We start from the raw sequence: 21,612 nt of genomic DNA, 5'->3' as shown, positions 1-21,612 counted from the left end.
AGTAAGGGGAGAGTCATGACCAGCTCTGAAGCATTATTAGATTTGGCAATGAAAATGCCAAAGGCGGAGCTGCATTTGCATATCGAAGGCACGTTCGAGCCAGAGCAAATGTTCGCCATCGCCCAGCGTAATCACGTGGCACTTAAATACAACTTAGTGGAAGAGTTAAAAGCCGCTTATCAATTTGAAAACCTACAGGACTTTTTGGATCTGTATTATCAGGGCATGTCTGTGTTGCTCAATGAGCAGGATTTTTACGATCTAACCATGGCTTACCTAAAACGTGTCCACGAAGACAACGTCGTCCATGTGGAGATCTTCTTTGATCCGCAAGGGCATCTGAGTCGCGGGGTGAGTTTTGAAACGCAAATCAAAGGTATCTATGGCGCTCTGAAAGACGCTGAGCGTGACTTGGGGATGACGTTTAAGCTAATTATGTCGTTTCTACGTCATTTGGACGAAGCCAGTGCTTTTGAAACCTTGGCGTTGGCTAAGCCCTACTTAGAATGGATCGATGGCGTGGGCTTAGACAGCTCAGAGCTTGGTCATCCGCCGGAGAAGTTTGCTAATGTATTCCGCGAATGCAAAGCATTAGGCCTGCCAGTGACGGCGCATGCGGGTGAAGAAGGGCCACCAGAGTACGTTTGGCAAGCGTTAGACGTTATTGGTGTTGATCGTATCGACCATGGAAATCGTGCTTTAGAGGACACTGATCTAGTGGCAACGATCAAACATAAGGGACTAACGCTGACAGTCTGCCCATTGTCGAATTTGAAGTTGTGTGTGGTCGATACACTTGAAGATCATCCGATCCGCAGCATGTTGCGTCTAGGCTTAAACGCCACGGTAAACTCCGATGATCCGGCTTATTTTGGTGGCTATATGAATGATAACTTTCATGCGTTGGTCACTCAGACAAAGATCACGCGAGAGGAGTTATTTACCTTAGCGTGCAATGCATTTGAAGGAAGCTGGCTGGATACGGAGTCGAAGCAACGCCATCTTAATCGGATCAAAGAGATGTTTGACCAAGTGCCCTAGGCACTTGGCTACTCATCTTTGTAACGTTGTAAGATTTGGTAAAAGTCTTCTTTGACTTGATTGAAATGCTCGACCAGTTCAGGGTCGAATTGGCTACCACTGAGCTCGTTAATATAGGCTTCGACCTCTTCTTTTTTCCATGCGCTTTTATAAGGGCGCACAGAGGAGAGCGCATCATAGACATCGCACAAGGTGGCGATACGAGCGTAAAGGGGAATCTCGTCACCTTTTAAACCATCTGGGTAGCCGCTACCGTCCCATTTCTCATGATGACTGCGAGCAATGGCACTGGCTGCTTTGAGAAGCTCTGATTGGCTGCCATCAAGGATTTTAGCACCCGCTTCGGCATGGCTTTGCATAATGCGAAATTCGTCTTCGGTTAATCGTCCAGGTTTCAATAGGATATTGTCAGGTATGGCAATTTTACCTATATCGTGTAGTGGAGCTGAAATGGCAATCAGGTCACATTCGTCACTTGCTAGACCTATATGACTGGCAATGCAACGACAATACTCACCAACACGAATAACGTGATTACCGGTCTCGTTGTCACGAAATTCGGCGGCCAGTGCCAGACGTTCAACGATCTCTAAGCGACTTAGGGCAAGCTCTTGTGTGCGTTCAAGTACTTGTTGTTCCAACGCTTTGGCGTAGTTAGCCAGCTTAAGTTGCGAGGCGACTCGGGCTTTCAAAATGGCCGCGCTGAAAGGTTTGGAAATGAAATCCACCGCACCTAGGTCAAAGCCACGCTGTTCATCTTCATGGCTGTCCATCGCCGTTAAAAAAATAATCGGAATGTTACTCAGCTTTGGATTGTCTTTAATGCGCTGGCAAACCTCGTAGCCATCCATATTAGGCATCATGATGTCGAGCAAAATCAGGTCTACCTCAAAGCGCTCGAGAATTTTTAGTGCTAATGGCCCTTGGTTAGCGGCCTTAATGTCGTATTGATCACTCAGGATATTGCTAATCACATCTATATTATCGGCAATATCGTCGACAACGAGGATGGTTGCTGTTTCTTCTCGCATACTCATGTGATGGTATCCATTAGTCTACTTAAAATCTGTGCTGCCTCTTCGAAGTTGTAGTCGTTGAGTTGATCTTCGATTTGAGCTAGCTCGTTATATATGTCAGTTTCTCTTTGTTCAACAATAAGCTGACGAATCTTCGCATTGGCCTTGGTATCGAAGGCATCAATTAAGACCATCAGCTCCTCACACGCTAAGCGAGATAAAGTATGAGGGCGCGCGTCGGAAAGCGTTGTCTGTGTTTGCTGTGTCGGTGTTTGATTGATCAAAGTGTCAATGGCTTGGCAAATGGCGCGGATGTCGCTCGCCATATTCTGAAGTGCTGCGGCGTCCACGTTTTGCTGCTTAGCGTCCAATTCCAACTGATTGGCTTGCTCAAATACTGAATGAGCACCTAAGTTTCCAGCCACCCCTTTTATGGTGTGCATAATGCGCACAAGGGTGTTGAAGTCTGAGCGCGCTAAGTTGTCTTGTGCTTCGTGAAGATGTTGTTCGGCACTCTCTTTAAAGGACTTTAATAGTTGTATGTAGAAGTTTGCTTCCACGCCAAGGCGTACCAACGCTTGTTTAACGGCAATATTAGGTAAAGCATTGATAAGTGCCATCTCCAGGCTTTCTAAGGGCTCTGTGGTAGAGGTTTGTTTAGGTGCTGGTTCTGTGGTCTCGGATGCCTGTCCCAAGTGCAGTTGACTCTGGATAACCTCCAGTAATTGCTGACGCTTGATGGGCTTAGAGACATGGTCATTCATACCTGCATGCAATGCTTTCTGAATGTCCTGCTGTGCGGTATTAGCGGTAACGGCGATGATAGGTATGTCTTTAAAGATGCCACCTAGTGCGCGAATGCCTCGACAGGCCTCATAGCCGTCCATAATAGGCATTTGGATATCCAGTAGGACAAGGTCAAAGTTTTGCTGTTGGACAGCTTTTATGGCATCGCGACCATTCTCAACAATATGATATTGAACACCCCAATATTTAAAAATCTCGCTAATGACCAGCTGGTTAATTTCATTGTCTTCCGCGACAAGGATATTAAGGCCCGCTAATTCGCTGGTTTGCGATGTTTGAGCTTCGCTTGAGGTTTGCTCGGCATTTTCCTGGAATGGCAACATGCTTTCCAAAAGTGAAGACTGACTAATAGGTGGCGCCAATACTGTGACTGATGGGTGCCAAGCCTGAGTGCGGCTGAGATCTTCCCCATGGTCGATAACAATGACATTTTTCACGGCTTGGCTGCTGCTAAATTGTGCTAAACGATTCAGTAATGCATCCAGATCTTGGTTGATTTGGTAGCAGTCGACGATCAGATAGTCGTATGTATGGTTGCTGGTTAACCACGTGTAGGCTTCGTCTCGGGTACTGGCGACATTTAACTGCATATTGAATGCATTCGCATAACGAATGTAATTCTGACGGCTGATGCCAACATAGTCGATGAGTAATACGCGGCGCTTGTTGAGTGCTTCTTTCACAGCGCTTGACAGGTTTTCTGCTTCGTTACGATCGACTTTAAGAGAAAGGGTGAAGCGGAAAATGCTGCCTTCACCGAGCTTACTTTCTACGCTAATTTGGCCGCCCATCAAGGCCACAAGGCTCTTACAAATAGACAGACCTAAGCCCGTGCCACCGTATTTACGAGTGGTCGACACATCGGCTTGAGTAAAGGGCGAGAAGAGTTTACTGATTTGCGCCTCGGTCATGCCTGCGCCGGTATCATGAACTGAGAATTCTAACTCGACAAAGTCGGCTTTGGTGCGTAGCAACTTAACATACACAATGACTTCGCCGGCACTGGTGAATTTGAGTGCGTTGCTGACTAAGTTACTTAGGATTTGGCCAATGCGCAGAGGGTCACCAATATAGTGATCTGGCACATTGCTTTCGATCCCCGTTAATAAATGAATGCGTTTGTTTTTAGCAATGCTTTGATGGACATAAGCGTATTCCTCAAGCACGCGTTCTAGTGAGAAGGGAATTTCTTCCACATCAAGACGGCCTGCCTCCATTTTCGAAAAGTCGAGAATGTCATTAATAATGCGCAACAGGTTGTTTGCCGAACTGTTTACTTTGCGCATTAGATCTTGCTGATTACTTTTATCTGGGGAGGCTAGGCAAGCGTCAGTCAGGCCAATGATGGCATTCATTGGCGTTCGAATTTCATGGCTGATATTGGCGATAAAACGGTTCTTTGCCTCTGCGGCTTGGTGCGCTTCTTTTAACGCATCTTCTAAAATACCAGCGATAACACGGCTCTCTGTAATGTCAGTTCGTACAGCAATGTAACGCTCAACTTTCCCAGAAGTGCCTTTGATTGGCAGAATGGTCGCATTGACCCAATAAATACTGCCATTTTTTCGGAAGTTTTTGATTTCTCCGGACCAAACTTTGCCATTAGCTATGGTACGCCAAAGTTGCCTAAAAAAGTCTTTTGAGTGTTCATCCGATTTTAATAGGCGGTGATTCTGACCGACTAACTCTTCGCGGCTGTAACCTGAGATCTCACAGAATTTATCGTTTACATAAGTAATATTGCCCCGTTTGTCGGTGATGCTAACAATCGCGTGTTCATCCAGCGCTTGTTTTTGGTAGCCCACTTCGTTAAGCAACTCGGCAATTTGAGCCCTATTAGTGATGTTAGTTAATACTGCTTTGCTGATTAATTTGGCGAGCAGTAAGCTGGCAATCAATAAGACACCAATAACACCTAAGTCCCAATTACTAACATGGATGGCAGGATACGGTGTTTTCACGGCGAGGCGCCAAGCGGGCACATAAGAGGAGGTTGAATGTTGCAGCGCGGTGGGCAGCCCAGCGCTATTAAGAATATGGGTCTGATGCGCTTCAGAATAGACGGTATTTTCAGCAAAGTGTTCAGGGCTCAGATCAATAAAACGGAAGCGTGTAACCGACAGCAGATGCTCCCATGAATTGGGCGCCCCCAGGTCAATAAGTACTCGGTTAGCTTCGTTAAGTAGATACACCTGATCATTGTTTGGGAAAAACGGCTTGAGAATATCGACTAAATGATTGAAACGATAATTGAAAACCAACAAGCCTTTGCGGTGTTGATCTTGGTCGAAAATAGGCGTGCCTATTTTTAGAACGGGTTTCAAGGGGTATCTGGGGCGAGAGCCTCTTTGCACCAGTGAAACTTGAGAAATAAAGAATTCATCTGCGTCCACTGATTGCCCTAAACGGTGTTCTAAGGTGTAGTTCATGTTGCCAAGATAAGAACCAATCGCAAAGAAAGGCGTATCGTAGTTATCATCCATACGTGCGATTTCATTGCCTTCATGATCCAGTATCGAAATATAGTGATAACGGCCAGAAGACAAATTGTAGCCTTCAAGGAAGTGTTGCAGCCTTTGTCGATAGCTAGGGTCGGCGAGGATGGTATCAGGGTCAATCGCCATGACTTCTTTGACGCGGTGTAGGTCAGAGGTCAGCTTCTCCAACTCTTGATGAATAGCATTGGTGGCGTTTTGAATGCTCACCGTCGTGACGCTACTGTTCTGACGTAAAGACGATGTCCATTGCAACCAAAACATCAGAGTCAATAGTAGTAAAGCCAATGACAGTAATGCGATAAAAGCCTGCCAAAAGATGTGCGAAGATGACCGAGCATAGAACTGATCCTGTACATACTTCAGCTCGCTGCCTAGGTAACGGATGTAGAAATTTGAGCCGAGTAGCACTGTGCTCGCAAAGCTACTTAAGACAGCGATAGTGAGTAAGCACTGTTCTCGTGAAACGGTTATGGCGCCGCGATCAAACTCAGCGAACTCTCGCAACGGCGGATAAATATAGCCCCCTAGTAATTGAGCCATGCCGATGCAGAACGTCAGCATCAGTGGTCGGGTAAAATAGCGATAATTGAGCATGAAGGGCTTGCGGAGCAGGTAGCTGACGAGGTTGCAAGCGTAGAAAGCAAAGGTGATCAAGACAAAGTTCACTACGATTAGCAGCCAAAAGTTTGTCTGCGTAAATGCCGCCAGCAGGCTTTTACCGTTACTGACTAAAATCGCACACGTCAGCAAAGACGTCAGCAAGGCAATCACGGCGCTATTAAGGTTCAGCAATGAGGCTGTTTCTCGACAGTCAAACCGTGAACGTTGAAATAACCAATACAAACTAGGTAGCGCTAGAGCTAGCCAGATAAGCAGAGGAATAGGCTGAAACGTATGGGATTGATGATCAAACAGGGTGTTATGGCTAATAAGAGAGGTGCTACCAAGTCCGATGGACATGGCAACAGCGCTACGAATAGCTCGCAGAATCTGCGACTGGGCTGATTCACTGGTTAGCTCACGAAATGCGGCATAGATTGAGATATAGCCGATGGCCAGCGCGCCCAATATCCAAAGCATTTACACCTAGTCCCTTCTAATCATAAATCATATAAAGAGGAAATTTTGAGGTTTAAATGTAGCCTATTCACCACGGAATTAATGTTACAGATGTGTAAGTTTAGATTATGTTTAGGTGTATGTTTTTTTGAATCACCCACTGCTGAAGCCGCGTAGGATCTTATTGCAGAGTATAAAAAAACCCAGCGAGTGCTGGGTTTTTATTAGTGCTGTGTCAGCGCTTGCAATTACGCGTTGTATTCGAATGGACGATCGCCATGCTCGTCTTTGATGCGAGTGGGTAGCCCCATCTCGTTCAATAGACCTAGGAATGGACGAGGGTCTAGTTGTTCAACGTTACGCATTTCAGCGCAGTCCCAAGTACCGTTCGCCACAAGAATCGCGGCTGCAACTGGCGGTACGCCCGCTGTATAAGAGATACCTTGGCTGCCTACTTCGTTGTATGCATCTTTGTGGTCAGCTACGTTGTAGATAAACACTTCTTTCTCTTCGCCGTCTTTGATGCCTTTGACCACGTCACCGATACACGTCTTGCCAGTGTAGTCAGGTGCTAGAGAAGATGGGTCGGGTAGTACAGCTTTCACCACTTTCAGCGGCACCACTTCTAAGCCTTCTGCGGTTTTAACAGGTTGCTCAGATAGCAGACCTAGATTTTGTAGTACCGTGAAAACATTGATGTAATGCTCACCAAAGCCCATCCAGAAACGAACGTTTGGTACGTCTAGATTTTGTGAAATCGAGTGCACTTCGTCGTGACCACTCATGTAAGACGTTTGCTTACCTACTACTGGTAGGTCGTCGGTACGGCTTACTTCAAACATTTTGTTGACGTTCCACTCGCGATTCTGCCAAGAGTACACAACACCGGTAAATTCACGGAAGTTGATCTCTGGGTCGAAGTTAGTCGCGAAGTACTTGCCATGACTACCTGCGTTGATATCGATGATGTCGATATCACTTACGCTGTCAAAGTAGTGGTTGTACGCAAGCGCTGCGTAAGCGTTAACCACACCTGGGTCGAAACCTACGCCAAGAATAGCGGTTACGCCTTTTTCTTTACATGCTTCGCGGCGCTTCCATTCGTAGTTTGCGTACCATGGTGGTGTTTCACAGATTTTTGCTGGATCTTCATGGATCGCTGTGTCTAGGTAAGCGACGCCTGCTTCCATACAAGCTTCTAGCACTGACATATTAATGAAGGCTGAGCCAACGTTGATCACGATTTGTGAGTTCGTGTCTTTGATCAGTTTAACCGTAGCGGCAACATCTAGAGCGTCAAGAGCAAATGCCTGAATGCGGCCCTCAACTTTCATAGCACCTTTGTCGATGACACTGGCAACGATATCTTCGCATTTCGCAACGCTGCGTGAGGCAATGGCGATATCGCCCAGTGTGTCGTTGTGTTGGGCGCATTTGTGAGCCACAACACGTGCAACCCCTCCGGCACCAATAATCAGTACATTCTTTTTCATGTTTTAACTATCTCCAGTTTAAGAAGTAATGCACAGCCTTAAGACAGGTTGTGCATAAAATCGTCGTAATCAAATTCGCGAACCAGTTCAATTGTGCCGTCTAATTGTTTCACTGCGATGGATGGCATCTTGACGCCATTGAACCAGTTTTTCTTTACCATGGTGTAGCCAGCGGCATCTTCAATAGAGATGCGGTCGCCCACTTTTAGTTCATGGTTGAACTTAAATTCGCCAAAGATATCGCCTGCGAGACAAGACTTACCGCAGATCATGTACTCATGCTCACCGTCACAAGGGGTCATGCGTGCATTTTCACGGTAGATCAAAAGGTCCAGCATGTGAGCTTCAATAGAGCTGTCAACAATGGCTAAGTTCTTGCCGTTGTAAAGTGTATCGAGAACAGTCACTTCCAATGTTGTGCTCTTAGTGATGGAGGCTTCGCCTGGCTCAAGGTAAACCTGAACACCGTATTTATCTGAGAACGCTTTCAAGCGCGCACAGAATTTGTCGATTGGGTAGCCTTCGCCAGTAAAGTGGATGCCGCCGCCTAAGCTGATCCACTGCATTTTTTCGATCAAGTAACCAAAGCGGTCTTCGATCAAGGTCAGCATTTCATCGAAACGATCAAAGTTATTGTTCTCACAGTTGTTGTGGAACATAAAACCAGAGATGTCATCGATCACGCTTTCAATGCGTTTCGGGTCCCATTCGCCAAGACGGCTAAATGGGCGTGCAGGATCGGCGATGATGAATTCCGAGGTGCTGACTTGGGGGTTCACACGCAGGCCACGGGTTTTGTCTTTACTTGCTTCTTTGAAGCGTTCAAATTGGCCAATGGTGTTGAAGATAATTTTGTCGCTGTGCGCTAGTACTTCTTCAATTTCATTGTCCGCGTAGGCCACACTGTAGGCGTGGGTTTCGCCAGCAAACTTTTCCTTGCCTAAGCGTACTTCGTACAAAGAAGAAGAGGTCGTGCCGTCCATGTACTCTTGCATGAGGTCAAATACCGACCACGTTGCAAAGCATTTCAGTGCCAACAAAGATTTTGCGCCAGAGTGTTCGCGCACGTAAGCAATCTTCTCTAAATTTTTAAGAAGTTTTGCCTTATCAATGAGGTAATAAGGTGTCTGTAACATGGCTGCCAGCCCCAAAATTATAAAAGGCGGTATTCTAGTAGAAAGGCCAACTCGTGACCAGCGCGAAAAGCGCGTTTTATGTGCATTTTAACGGTGCTTTTGCGACTTATACGTGCATTCTTTATCTATCCCGTTTCAAGCAATAGAAACTCAAAACGGCGCAATTGGTGTGTGCATTTGCCTCATTTATAGCGTGAAACGCGCCACAGTAGAGAGATGTGTCGATAAGGTTTTGCAGGGCGTGTTTAAGTGCGTGATGGTTTGTGGCTTTTTGCAATGCGGCTTGTCATTTCTGGAAAGGATGTATTATTATGAAATTCTAATATTATAAGCTTATTCCAAATGGTTATTATGTTTTGTTTTCCATGGGGATGGCTATCAGAGAAGAACATGTCGGAGTGAACATGAAGCAGATTAGCGATACTTTCTACGTGGCTGAACAGCTAACCTTGAACCAAATTCCTGAGCTTGCACAAGCGGGTGTGAAGCATGTGATTTGTAATCGACCAGATCATGAAGGAGAGGGACAAACAGACAGTGCGTTGCTGAAGGAGGCTGCCGAGAAGGCCGGCATGACATTTCATTTTCTGCCTACGGCCCCTGGGCAATTTGAGGCAGCGCTGGTGCAGCAGTTTGGAAGCTTAGTTGCTGAATTAGATGGCAAAACCTTAGCTTTCTGTCGCACTGGAACGCGCAGTTTATCGCTTTGGACGTTAGCTAACCCCGAGCATAGAACGCCTGAAGAGTTGCTTAACCTAGCTGAAAATGCGGGTTACAACATGTCTGGTTTAATTGATCGCGTCGCGCGTTAAATAGGTGCCTTGTATGAATAATTCTTATAAAAATCATCATGAAGTTGTCATTGTCGGCGCTGGTGCGGGCGGTTTAGCGGTAGCGGCTAGCTTATTGAAGCGTCGTCCAGATCTAGATATTGCAGTGGTCGATCCTGCGACGGAGCATTCCTATCAGCCGGGCTGGACATTGGTCGGTGGAGGCGTCTTTAAGCGAGAGCAAACACGCCGTCCGATGGCATCGGTTATTCCCAAAAAAGTAAAACATTATCAGCAAGCCGTAGTGAGCTTTCATCCGGACGTTGAAAGTATTGAAATGTCCAATGGTGAACGCCTGCATTACAATATATTGGTGGTGTCGCCCGGGCTGAAATTGAATTGGGATGCGATTCCAGGGCTGAAAGAAACACTTGGTAAAAATGGCGTGACGTCTAACTACCAATGGGAAACCGCGCCTTATACTTGGCAAAACGTGCAACAACTGAAACATGGCAAAGCCATTTTTACCCAGCCGCCGATGCCGATTAAATGTGCCGGTGCGCCACAAAAAGCCATGTATTTGGCATGCAGTGAATGGTTGTCTAAAGGCGTGTTAAAAGACATTGACGTGGAGTTCTGTAACGCTGGCGGAGTGTTGTTTGGGGTCGCGGATTATGTGCCAGCGTTGATGAGCTATATCGAGAAATACGGCATCAACCTGAACCTAGGTCAGACCTTGGTGGCGGTGGATGGTGAACGCCAAATAGCAACCTTTGAAATTACCAATGGCGAGGGACAAAAAGAGCGCATCGAAAAAGACTTCGACATGTTGCATGTCTGCCCGCCACAATGTCCGTTAGATTTTATTAAAAACAGCCCGCTGGCAGATGATGCTGGTTGGTTTGATGTCTACCAAGACACTCTACAGCACAAACACTACGAGAATATTTTTGGCTTAGGGGATGGTACCAATACTCCGAATGCGAAAACGGCGGCGGCGGTTCGCGCCCAAGCCCCAGTGGTGGCCGAAAATGTCTTATCGGTCTTGGTAAAACAGTCACCTCGTGCCGTATACGATGGTTACGGTTCCTGCCCATTGACGGTAGAGCGAGGCAAGATTGTGTTGGCGGAGTTTGTCTATGGCGGCAAGGTGAAACCATCGTTTCCTAAATGGTTTATTGACGGTACCCAGCCGTCTTACTTGGCTTGGCTACTAAAAGAGAAAAGCCTGCCATGGGTCTATTGGGAAGGTATGCTGAAAGGCCATGAGTGGTTAGTCAACCCAGTCATCGCTGCCAAACCTCCTCGTCAGTAAGCCTCCGCATTAGCGCCTTATTCATCAATAAGGCGCCCCTCTCTGTAGTCGTTTTGTTCCAGCGTTAAAAGTTTTTCGCCATCAAACCTCAATCTACCATTGTTATCATGAGTTATTCATTGGCATTATAAGTGTACGTACCGTATATGAAATCACGGCCTTGCAACTGCTTTGCTGTGAGAAAGTGCAGAGACAGGTGAACATTGTATGTCTTCACTTAGGCGTACAGAGTAATTATTCAATCATTGTGAACACATTTATTATATGAGTGATTCTGTAACAAAGACGTTGAGTAGGCGTTCCTATAGCTACAGCGCGTTGGCATTTATCATTGTCTTCGTCCTTGGCTTGTATGCATCCTACAACTGGGAATCACAACAACTAAAGGTAAAACGCGCTCAGGCGTTATCGCTCGCTCAATCTTATTCTTTTCAATTGAAAAGCGTTCTAGATCACAACTTATCCGGCAATTATACCCTAGCCGCTCTGGTACATGAATTTGGCGGCTTTACACGCTGGTTTCCACAAGTCGCCGCTTCCTTGTTGGAAATCTACCCAGAAGTAAACAATTTTGCTTTATCGCCTAAAGGGATCGTCAAACATGTCTATCCTTTAGAGGGGAATGAGCGAGTAATTGGCTTCAATCAGTTAATGGACATTGAGCAAGGTGGTGATGCATGGGATACCCTAAAGCAGCAGCGTCTAATCTTGTCGGGGCCTGTGAATCTAGTACAAGGTGGTCGGGGACTGATAGGACGTTTACCAATCGCAATGGAAAGCCGTTATGGTGAAGCGGGGCAGTTCTGGGGCTTTAGTAGTAGCGTCATTCGTCTTGATGATCTCTTAGATAATATCAATTTGGCTAGTTTGGTTAAGCAAGGTTATGTTTATCAGCTGCAGCGAATTGATACTGAGCAACCCAAGTTAATCGCGGCACAAGAGCCTGAGTTGTTACAGGATCCCGTGCAGGTAGAAATGAGCTTGCCTGGGGTTACGTGGCGTTTGCAGATTGCGCCGAAAGAGGGTTGGTTGCCGAAACAAACAATCGTTTTGTATTTGCTATTGTGTCTCATTGTGGCTGCTGTTATAGCACGATTGGTCTTTACCGGTCTGAAAATGAACCTACAGAAGCAACAGTTAACCACCTTGCTGTCTTTGCAAACTGAGCATGCCGATCAAACCGATAAGCGTTTGTTGAGCACTCTCCAAGCGATCCCCGATCCTCTTTTGGAGCTAGATCAGGATGGTATTGTATTGGATTTACGTACACCGAATGATGAATTGGAGCTAGAGCAATTCTTCATCTGCGGCGAGCATTATAGCAAGGCATTACCCTATGCCGTGGTTCAAATACTGGACAATGTTTTCCTAGAAACCTTGCACTCTCCGAGTCAAAGTCATCGCGGAGCATTGTTTAGCCTAATACCGAACAATGCCTCACAAATGCTATGGTTTGAGTTGTCTATTGTATTTCGCAAGGTTCAAGATAATGATCAGCTAAAAGGGCGCTTTATTGTGCTGTTGCGGGATGTTTCGGCGCGTCAAGAAGCGGAACAGCAGCAGCGTATTGCAGCGACGGCGTTTGAAACTCAAGATGGGATTCTCATTAGCGATCGGGAAAACCGCATTATTCGCGTTAACAAAGCCTTCCAGAGACTGTCAGGCTATAGTGAAGCCGAAGTCATAGGAGAGACGCCTGCCATTTTGCAGTCCGGTAAGCATGATGATGCATTCTACCAGCACATGTTTGAAAGCTTGATGAGCAAAGGAACTTGGGAGGGAGAAGTTTGGAATCGCCGTAAAGATGGCGAAGTGTACCCGGAATGGTTAAGCATTTCGACAGTCCATGATCATCATGGAGAGATCAGTCACTATGTAGCGACTTTCAAAGATATCTCCGAACGAAAGGCTTCAGAAAGACAGATTCGCCAGCTGCATTACTACGACAGCCTGACGCGCCTTGCCAATCGGACTCTGTTGCTTGAAGAAATGACTTTCTTGATACATGAAAAGGGGCTGCGTAATAAACAAAGCGCGGTGCTCTTTATCGACCTCGATCACTTTAAAGACGTGAACGATGTCTGGGGGCACAACATAGGCGATCAGCTGCTCCAGCAAGTGGCCACTCGGTTGGTCGATACAACTCGCTCAAAAGATGTAGTGGCACGCTTTGGGGGCGACGAGTTCCTAGTGCTGTTAGAGCCGACCGATATATCGATTAACGCGGATCGAGCTATTTATCGTGCCAGTCATGTGGCGGAAAAATTGTCAAAAGCATTGTCACGAGCGTTTATTCTAAACGGGGTAGATTATCAAATTGCGGCCAGTGTGGGGATTGCAGTGTTTGATGAGCACTCCCACGAACCATTGGATATTATAAAGCAGGCGGAGCTGGCGATGTATGAGGCGAAGTCTACGGGGCGTTCACGTCATTGTTTCTACGAAGCCGGTATGCAAGAGCGGGTGTTAGAGCGTGTACAGCTGGAAACCGATCTACGCCATGCCATTGACAATGATGAGCTGTTGCTCCACTTCCAACCGCAGTGGGATGCCGAGCGTCGTATGGTTGGAGCGGAAGCGTTATTACGTTGGCAGCATCCTGATCGGGGAATGGTGTCTCCCGCTGTATTTATTCCGCTGGCGGAAGAAACGCGTTTGATTCTACCAATTGGAGAATGGGTGCTGCACAGTGCCTGTCAGTGGTTATCGAACTGGCGGAAGCAGCACCAGATGCAGGGCTTTATCATGTCCGTTAATGTCAGTGCCGCACAGTTTTCACAGGAAAACTTTGTTGAGCAGGTACAGGCGATTCTAGAAAAATATCATGCCCCTGCTGAAGCATTACAGTTGGAATTGACCGAGAGCATGCTGGCCCATGATCAGCAAGATATTATTAGCAAAATGAGTGCATTGAAGGCGCTGGGTGTGCTGATCTCTTTGGATGATTTTGGCACAGGATATTCATCTCTGAGCTATTTACATCGTCTACCAATTGATCAATTAAAAATAGATCAATCGTTTGTTGCCAACATTGAACAGGGCGAGAAAAACGCCTCGTTAGCAGAGTCTATTATCAGCTTGGGTCATAACCTAGGCATGGAAGTGATCGCAGAAGGCGTAGAGACCACGGCGCAGTTTGACTGGCTAGCCGCGCAAGGCTGTGATTTGTTTCAAGGTTTCGGTTTGGCTAGACCGATGACCATGGATGCTTTGCTGAAAAAGTATCAAGACACGCAAACATCATAATTTATAGAGGATAGGCAATTGGCTCGTTGGGGATTAAGGTGGAAATCGCTGTTGGTACTGGTGTTGGCAGGACTGATTGCCAGCATCATTGCATTAACAATGGGCTGGTATGTGGTGGTAGAAGGCCGTCAATATTCAGCACAGGCCTACTCAGAAAACTACACCGAGCTTAACTATCAAAAAATCCTGACGCCGATGTCGCGTGAGTTGGCATTGGCGCGTCGTTTTGCTGAGTTAAGCTCCTTACAGAATTGGTTTAAAAACCCTAATGATGAGCAGCTCAAAGCGTTGGCGATGCGCGATGCGAAAGGGTTTAAATCAAGTTTCGAAAACGGTGCCATCTTCTTTGTTTCGGATAAAAGCCTAGCTTATTACTACTACGATGAGCAGTTACCGCTGGACGGTGAACCGCGTTACTACATCGACGAATCCCAGCAAGAAAACAAGTGGTATGTGCTGACGCGTCAGCAAACCGAGCCTTACCATATCAATGTGGATTTGAACGAGTACCTGCACAAAGCCAAAATTTGGATCAATGTAATGGTGCGCGATGGCGATGAGTTTTTAGGTATTGCCGGAACCGGCTTTGAATTAGGTCGTTTTATCGAAGCGTTTGCCTCCTCGCCACAACCAGGTGTACAGCCATTTGTGGTGAATGCGGACAATCTCAAAATAGAGGCCCACTCTAATACAGACTTAGTGTCTCTTGATGGTATCGCTGGCAACGACAAAGATCAGACACTGTATCAATTAGTGGATGATCCCGCTTCACTGGCGGCACTTAAAACTACGATTTATCAGGCCAAACAGTCTGAAAAGGTAGAAACAGTCAATGTGCGCATTGGTAAACAAGCCTACATTTTATCGTTCCGTTACATGCCCGAACTAAACTGGCTGGTGGCCACCAGTGTCAACTTAGATGAAGTGCGTTTACTGAATACCGATTTGATTATGGGCGGTGGCGTGGTTTTTGCCCTGTTGTTGGCGATCGTTTTAGTGCTGTTTGGTTTTGCGGTGGATCGTTTGGTACTGCAGCCACTGCGCCAACTTCAACTGTCGGCCAAGGCCATTTCTCAAGGCTCTTATGAGGTTCGCTTACCAATAAAATATGACGATGAGATCGGTGACTTAAGTCGCACCTTTAACATCATGGCACAACAGGTAGAAAGCCATACAGCAGAGCTGGAAGAGCGCGTCAAGGCGCGTACGCAAGAGCTAGAACAAAGCAATGCGCAGATTCAAGCGGCCAATCGTAAGATTGGCGACTCGATTGATTACGCTAGCTTGATTCAGCGCGCAATTCTACCTGATCGACAATTGCAGCAATTTTTGGGTGAGCATCATAGTGTGGTATGGCGCCCACGTGATATTGTGGGCGGTGACTTTTATGTGTTCCACAATAATGACCAAGGTTGTTTATTGGGGATTGTGGATTGCGCGGGTCATGGTGTGCCCGGGGCATTAATGACTATGCTCATGCGTGCGGCAATTGACAAAGCAATCAATGAATTGGGAATCGCGGACCCAGCCAAGCTGCTATATGCTATAGACCAAACCGTTCGGTCAATGTTACACGAAGAGAATACCGTTAATCAGGTCGCCACCAATGCGGATGTTGGTCTGGTGTTTATTCGTCAGGCAGGTGATCAATTACGTTTTAGTGGCGCTAAAATCGCTTTGTATGCCAGTGATGGTGAAAGTGTAGAAAAATACGCACCCAGTCGCCGCGCATTAGGAGATCGTAAGCAAGGTGAGTATGAAAATATTGACCTACCGTTATCCGGCAGAACCTATTACATGACCACCGACGGTTATCTTGATCAAGCGGGCGGTGATAAAATGTTTGGCTTTGGCAATAAACGTTTTGAACGTTTGCTGTTAGAAAATGCACAACGACCATTACAACAACAAACGGCGCGCTTTGCTGAAGCCTTAGAAGAGTACATGGGGGATTTACCGCAACGCGATGATATTACGCTGTTGTCATTCCGCTTTGAGCCGTTAACAAGTGAAGAGGGTAAGTAATATGTCGGTGCCAGATTTATACGAGTTACGCCAACGTTTCGATAATGAGAGAATTCTACTGTGTTTTAATGGCCCTATCTCTCGCAGTTTGATCGAAGAAATTGGCAATGCGTTGCGTAACTACATGAAGACTGAGCAAGCGTCTCCTGTCGCGACATTGGATGTGTTTGCTGTGTATATCGAGCTGACGCAAAACATTCGCCACTATGCCCAAACTTCGCAATTAGCAGGAGCGGACACAGCGACCGTCGTCGTCAGTTATCGAGATGGTCATTACAACGTGTCAGCGGGCAACCTAGTGCGTATCGAAGACGGTGAAGCAGTACTGAAACAAATCACGGCGTTGGCTCAGCTAGATAAAACTGAGCTCAAGAAAGCCTATAAAGAACAATTGCGCAAGCCTAGAGATGAACAGGCGACGACTGGTGCAGGGCTTGGTCTAATAGATATCGCGCGTAAAGCCAGCGCACCAGTCATGTCCTCCCTTAAAACTTTGGAAAACGGCACCGGCTATTTTAGCCTGAGTGTACAAATTTGAGTAAGCTAGTATGAATGATCTAAAAATCGTATCCACCCAATCAACGCCACTGATTGAAACAGATAGCAACCGCGGTGTGATTTATATGGAAGGGGATTCCTACCCAGAGAATTCATTTGAATTTTACTCCGAGCTAGTGTCTTGGGTGAGCCATTATTTGGCTACCAACAGTCGTCCACTTGTCGTGGAACTGGCTCTGCTTTATCTGAATACTAGTAGTATCAAGGTGATGATGGATATCTTTGATGAGCTGGAGGACGCGCATCAAAGTGGCCGCGACATTACGGTAAATTGGCGTTACGATGTGGACAACGAGCGCGTTGCAGAGCTAGCGGAAGAGTTTAAAGAAGATTGTAGCTTTGCCTTTAATATTATAGGTCAGCCATGAAACCCGATATCAAAGCCCTTGAACAGAAGGTCACCGCAGTACTCGCTAATACCGAGTACCAAGACCATCCACTGTATGAAGTGTTAAACGACCTTTGGCAGTATAACCAAGGGCAATGGTCTCGTATGGAGCACATGATTCGGTTATCCGATTCGTACCAAGACATGATTCTTCAGCGTGAAAAAACCTTAGGTGAGCGCTTTGATAAGCACCTGCGTCAATTGGAAAAAATTACGCGTATTTCCGACCGTTACCAAACCGCTTTGCGTGAGGCAAATCTAGAGCTTGAACAAGCTTCCTATGCGGATGCTCTGACCGGATTGCCAAACCGCCGTAAAATGCTGCGACGATTAAAAACGGAATTTGAGCTGTGCCCCGAGGGGATTTTTATCGCCATGATCGACATCGATCATTTTAAAAACATTAATGATCAATACGGTCATTTGATTGGTGACGATGTGCTGGTTTCAGTGGGCAACCTGATTGAGCACACGGTCGGGGATTTGGGGCATATTTCCCGCTGGGGAGGAGAAGAATTCCTAGTGATTTTCTCCCAAGCAGAGCAAAACGATGTTGAGCAATGCTTGCAAAATCTCGTCAAGACGATCAGTGCCGAGCGCTTCAGTAATGGTGAAGATTACGTTATTCGTACCACAATCAGTATTGGGGTGTCCCATTTCGAATCAGACGATAGCATTGATAGCTTGATTACCCGGGCTGATAGTGCACTCTATAAAGCCAAAAATTCAGGTCGTAATCGTGTTGTCGCTGGTTAAAGGGAATGGCGGCAACCAATTACGTCATATATTGTCCTGAATCCCTATCTCTAATTAGTAATTACGCCACTAGGGTGGTAAGCCTGCCCCTAGCCACGTATCTTTAAGTCATAAAAATAACGCTAGGTATTATTTTATGGCTGCGATTGATATTCCTGAAGTCCTAAAATTTATTGATAGTACCCCTCCTTTTTCGGGGTTAACTCACACCCAACAAAAACACCTTCTAGGTGGCGTTGAGCTCACCTATGCCCGCCAAGGCGAAAAAATGAACTTGGAGGGCAGTCATGCAACACTGCATTTGATTCGTCGTGGGGCTTGTGAGATTCGCTCCGCTAAAGGCGGTCTGGTAGATAAGCTAGCAGATGGCGACTGCTTTGGTATTGCCACCGTTTTGGAACAAAACCCAGATGGCCTGCAAGTGGTCGTTTTGGAAGACAGCCTAATCTACCGCTTCCAAAAATCTGGCTTTCAACAGCTACTTCAAGAAAGCGAGGAGTTCGCGTTATTTTTTGCGCATACTCGTAGCAGTCGTTTGCGTAAATTATCGCGCGCCCATGCCACGGATTTGGCGGCACCAGCGTTGCAGCTGTCAACGCCTATCAGCCAAATCATGTCGCGAAATTTGATCACTGCCGCGGCACATGACACAGTGCAGCAGGCGGCTGCAACTATGACCGAAGCGCGCGTAAGCTCAATCTTGGTATTACAAGAGCAACGTCTGGTCGGCATCGTCACCGATCGAGACTTGCGCTCGCGAGTCCTCGCGGTTGGGGCTTCCGCTGATTTGCCTCTTTCTGAAATCATGACTCGAGAGCCAGCCTCCATTGATGCTAGAAACCTCGTGATGCACGCTCAGACCCTAATGAGTGAAAAAAACATTCACCATTTGCCTGTCACCGAAGGTCAGAATATTCCTGTTGGCATGATCACCGCAGCGGACCTACTGCGCCATCAGGAACTGAGTCCGTTATTGTTGATTAACCAGATTAACCGTCAGACCGATATCACCAGCCTCAGAGAAGTCTGTCAGCAGTTAAATACCTTGATCGTGAACCTGATCCTAACGGATATGAAAACCACCGATATTGGTAATGTAATTGCCGCCATCAGTGACAGTTTAACGCGCCGAATTATTGAGTTGGGCATGGATCGTTACGGTCCAGCGCCATTGCCATTCCAATTTTTAGTGTTTGGTTCCCAAGCGCGTAAGGATCAATCCCTTGGCAGTGATCAAGACAATGGCATGATGTTTTCGCGTCAGCCTAATGCAGAAGAGAGCCAGTATTTTGCCAAGCTGTCGCAATTTGTCTGCGACGGCTTAGCGCAATGCGGTATTCGCACTTGTCCGGGTGACATCATGGCATCAAACCCGAAATGGCGCATGACCCAAGAGGGATGGCAGCAAGCCTTTGCTAATTGGATCGAAGCCAGTTCGCCTTCAGCCTTACTTAATGCCAGCATTTTCTTTGATATCCGTTGTGTTTATGGTGATGACACGGGGGTGCAACAGCTACTGCAAAATATGCAAGCACGCGTAGCCAAGTCGTCGTTATTTCTCGCTACGCTTGCCCGTGCCGCCACGGTATCGAAGCCGCCGATTGGCTTCTTCCGCAGTTTCCTGCTCGAGTCCTCGGGCGAACATAAGAATCAACTAGACCTGAAACATCAGGGCTTGGCTTTGATTAACGATCTGGCACGTATCTATGGCTTAGGTTGTAAGCGCTATCATGTCGGCACCAAGGAACGCCTTGAGCAAGCCGCCCGCGAGAAGTTGATGGGGCTCGATATTGCCCGCAACTTAATGGATGCGTGGGATGAGCTGAATGAGCTGCGGCTGCAGGCACAGCGCCAGCACTGGCAGAATACTGGAGAGCCCAGCGCCTATTTGGATCCCAGTGAGTTGAGTTCCTTAGAGCGTAAGCACTTGAAGTCAACGTTTGCCATCATTGCCGATGGTCAAACGGCGGCATTGCAACGCTATGCGCGGGGGTATGCGTAAATGCCAAAGCGGATTTTTCAAGCGCTAGACCGTTGGCGTGAGCACCGCGAAATCAAAACCAAACCTTGGCAAGAGCATTCGTATTTTGTCTTGGATATGGAAACGACAGGCCTAGACCCGAAGCAGAGTCATGTGATCAGCTTGGGGTGGGTGTTGATTGAAAACGGAGCCATTCAGCTGGACACAGCGCAGCACTTGCTGCTGGATTCGGCGCAGATCGACGATGTTAGTGTTGGCATTCACATGATCACCGACAGTGATGTACAGGAGCAGGGGCGACGCCACGCCAGTGTGTTGCGCTATCTACGTCAGATTATGAAAGATAAGGTGTTAGTGGTGCATTATTCGCCTCTGGAGCTGGGCTTTCTAAAGTCTCTGTGGCAAACCCAGCCGATGCCTGCCTTGGCATTTGACTGGATTGATACCATGCAATTGGAAATGCAACGCCGCGCGCGCTTACAAGAAGTGATTGGTGAGGGGGGCTATCGTCTGCCCGCTTGTCGTGAGCGTTATGGTTTGCCTGACTACCCAGGGCATGATGCGCTGACCGATGCGATGGCGACCGCTGAGCTATTGCTGGCTCAAATCGCCCATTTTAATGGCCATGAACCAAGCCTTCAGGAGTTAGTGCGCATGGGGGGCGGCCGCACGCGCTTATCTTCCAATCATAAAACTCAGTAGCACTTTTCTAAGCCGGTTAACACTAGGCCAAGGATGGCGTTGACGCGAGCGTTTCATGTCTCGGTTCGCTGGCCAAAAAGCAAGGCTGCTCTGACCAATGCAGCAGTTGCAATTCACCGCTTTCATGTTCGACCAGTGCCGTACAGTGCTCCACCCAATCCCCGTCGTTACAATACAGCACATCGCCTTGGCGCTGAAAACGAGCAAAGTGAATGTGACCACCAATATAACCATCCAGCTTTTTATTGCGGGCAGTTTTCATGGCGGCGCTTTCAAAGCGAGTGATAAATTCTTGAGCTTTGCTGACATGCTGTTTTAAGTAGCCAGCGAAAGACCAATAAGGCCGACCAAAGGCGCGACGAATGCGATTAATGTAGCGGTTTAACGCCAACATCATGCCGTGCGCTTTATCGCCGATAGCGAGCATGATTGGGCTGACTTTTACCATCTGATCGAATTCATCACCATGGCTAACGAGAAAGCGTCGACCATCAGCGGTGGTATGAATTGATTGTCGTTCAAGAGCAATCCCAGAGAGGTTTTGGCCGCAGAACTGGCGGAAAAAGGCATCGTGATTACCGGGAATGTACACCACCTTAGTGCCCTGTTTGGCTAAGCTTAAAATGCGTTGCACCACTTGCTGTTGCACATCATTGAAGTAGGTGCGTTTGCGCATTTCGACCAGATCGACAATATCACCAACCAAATATAAGGTTTTAGTCTCAAGGTGATTTAGAAAGTCGAGTAAGTGTTCAGCTTGGCAGGCTTTTGTGCCAAGGTGAACATCGGAAATAAATACCGCGCGGAATTGCGTGTTCATA

General features: G+C 47.0%; 15 protein-coding genes. 10 read left to right on the top strand and 5 right to left on the bottom strand.

Annotated elements, in window-relative coordinates; genetic code table 11:
• Positions 1–15 precede the first annotated feature (15 nt).
• Positions 16–1,041 (top strand): adenosine deaminase, encoded by a 1,026-nt coding sequence (locus ASC49_RS17555; protein ID WP_055464549.1) that lies wholly within the window; start codon positions 16–18, stop codon positions 1,039–1,041.
• 8 nt (positions 1,042–1,049) lie between these two features.
• Here ASC49_RS17555 and ASC49_RS17550 read toward each other — a convergent pair whose 3' ends face one another.
• The 4 genes from ASC49_RS17550 to nspC all read right to left on the bottom strand — a co-directional run bounded on the left by ASC49_RS17550 (position 1,050) and on the right by nspC (position 9,050).
• Complete coding sequence (locus tag ASC49_RS17550) at positions 1,050–2,078, bottom strand: response regulator (RefSeq protein ID WP_055464548.1); 1,029 nt, start codon at positions 2,076–2,078, stop codon at positions 1,050–1,052.
• Positions 2,075–6,442 (bottom strand): ATP-binding protein, encoded by a 4,368-nt coding sequence (locus ASC49_RS17545; RefSeq protein WP_055464547.1) that lies wholly within the window; start codon positions 6,440–6,442, stop codon positions 2,075–2,077. The genes ASC49_RS17550 and ASC49_RS17545 overlap by 4 nt, the downstream gene beginning before the upstream one ends.
• A gap of 227 nt (positions 6,443–6,669) precedes the next feature.
• Entirely contained in the window at positions 6,670–7,914 is a 1,245-nt protein-coding gene (locus ASC49_RS17540) for a saccharopine dehydrogenase family protein (RefSeq protein WP_055464546.1), read from the bottom strand.
• A gap of 38 nt (positions 7,915–7,952) precedes the next feature.
• The gene (gene nspC, locus ASC49_RS17535; protein ID WP_055464545.1) at positions 7,953–9,050 is read right to left on the bottom strand and encodes a carboxynorspermidine decarboxylase; all 1,098 of its coding nucleotides are present in this window, start codon (positions 9,048–9,050) and stop codon (positions 7,953–7,955) included.
• A 404-nt stretch (positions 9,051–9,454) separates the two neighbouring features.
• Here nspC and ASC49_RS20100 point away from each other — a divergent pair, with 404 nt between their 5' ends.
• From ASC49_RS20100 to ASC49_RS17490, 9 genes are all read left to right on the top strand, one after another.
• Positions 9,455–9,862, top strand: a complete 408-nt coding sequence (locus ASC49_RS20100) for a TIGR01244 family sulfur transferase (protein ID WP_055464544.1) — start codon at positions 9,455–9,457, stop codon at positions 9,860–9,862.
• Positions 9,863–9,875: 13 nt separating this feature from the next.
• The gene (locus ASC49_RS17525) at positions 9,876–11,135 is read left to right on the top strand and encodes an NAD(P)/FAD-dependent oxidoreductase (protein WP_055464543.1); all 1,260 of its coding nucleotides are present in this window, start codon (positions 9,876–9,878) and stop codon (positions 11,133–11,135) included.
• A gap of 264 nt (positions 11,136–11,399) precedes the next feature.
• Positions 11,400–14,381, top strand: coding sequence for a bifunctional diguanylate cyclase/phosphodiesterase (locus tag ASC49_RS17520; protein WP_055464542.1), 2,982 nt, complete (start codon positions 11,400–11,402; stop codon positions 14,379–14,381).
• Between the two features lie 18 nt (positions 14,382–14,399).
• Complete coding sequence (gene siaA / locus ASC49_RS17515; protein WP_141656872.1) at positions 14,400–16,406, top strand: biofilm regulation protein phosphatase SiaA; 2,007 nt, start codon at positions 14,400–14,402, stop codon at positions 16,404–16,406.
• Position 16,407: 1 nt separating this feature from the next.
• On the top strand, positions 16,408–16,944 hold the full coding sequence (siaB, locus tag ASC49_RS17510) for a biofilm regulation protein kinase SiaB (protein WP_055464540.1): 537 nt from the start codon (positions 16,408–16,410) through the stop codon (positions 16,942–16,944).
• Between the two features lie 10 nt (positions 16,945–16,954).
• Positions 16,955–17,332: a biofilm regulation phosphoprotein SiaC gene (siaC, locus tag ASC49_RS17505; RefSeq protein ID WP_055464539.1), complete on the top strand. Its 378-nt coding sequence runs from the start codon at positions 16,955–16,957 to the stop codon at positions 17,330–17,332.
• Complete coding sequence (locus ASC49_RS17500) at positions 17,329–18,108, top strand: diguanylate cyclase (protein WP_055464538.1); 780 nt, start codon at positions 17,329–17,331, stop codon at positions 18,106–18,108. The genes siaC and ASC49_RS17500 overlap by 4 nt, the downstream gene beginning before the upstream one ends.
• Positions 18,109–18,244: 136 nt before the next feature.
• Positions 18,245–20,110: a DUF294 nucleotidyltransferase-like domain-containing protein gene (locus ASC49_RS17495; protein WP_055464537.1), complete on the top strand. Its 1,866-nt coding sequence runs from the start codon at positions 18,245–18,247 to the stop codon at positions 20,108–20,110.
• A complete protein-coding gene (locus ASC49_RS17490; protein ID WP_055464536.1) occupies positions 20,111–20,791 on the top strand; it encodes a 3'-5' exonuclease in 681 nt (226 codons plus the stop codon).
• 22 nt (positions 20,792–20,813) lie between these two features.
• On the opposite strand, the gene ASC49_RS17485 is transcribed toward ASC49_RS17490, so the two are convergent.
• The gene (locus tag ASC49_RS17485) at positions 20,814–21,611 is read right to left on the bottom strand and encodes a UDP-2,3-diacylglucosamine diphosphatase (RefSeq protein ID WP_055464535.1); all 798 of its coding nucleotides are present in this window, start codon (positions 21,609–21,611) and stop codon (positions 20,814–20,816) included.
• Between the last annotated feature and the right edge of the window lies 1 nt (position 21,612).

Origin of the sequence: Marinomonas fungiae (assembly GCF_001418205.1) — a bacterium.
Taxonomy (GTDB): Bacteria; Pseudomonadota; Gammaproteobacteria; order Pseudomonadales; family Marinomonadaceae; genus Marinomonas; species Marinomonas fungiae.
The sequence above is the reverse complement of the archived record's forward strand: the minus strand, read 5'-3'. Positions and strand labels throughout refer to the sequence as shown.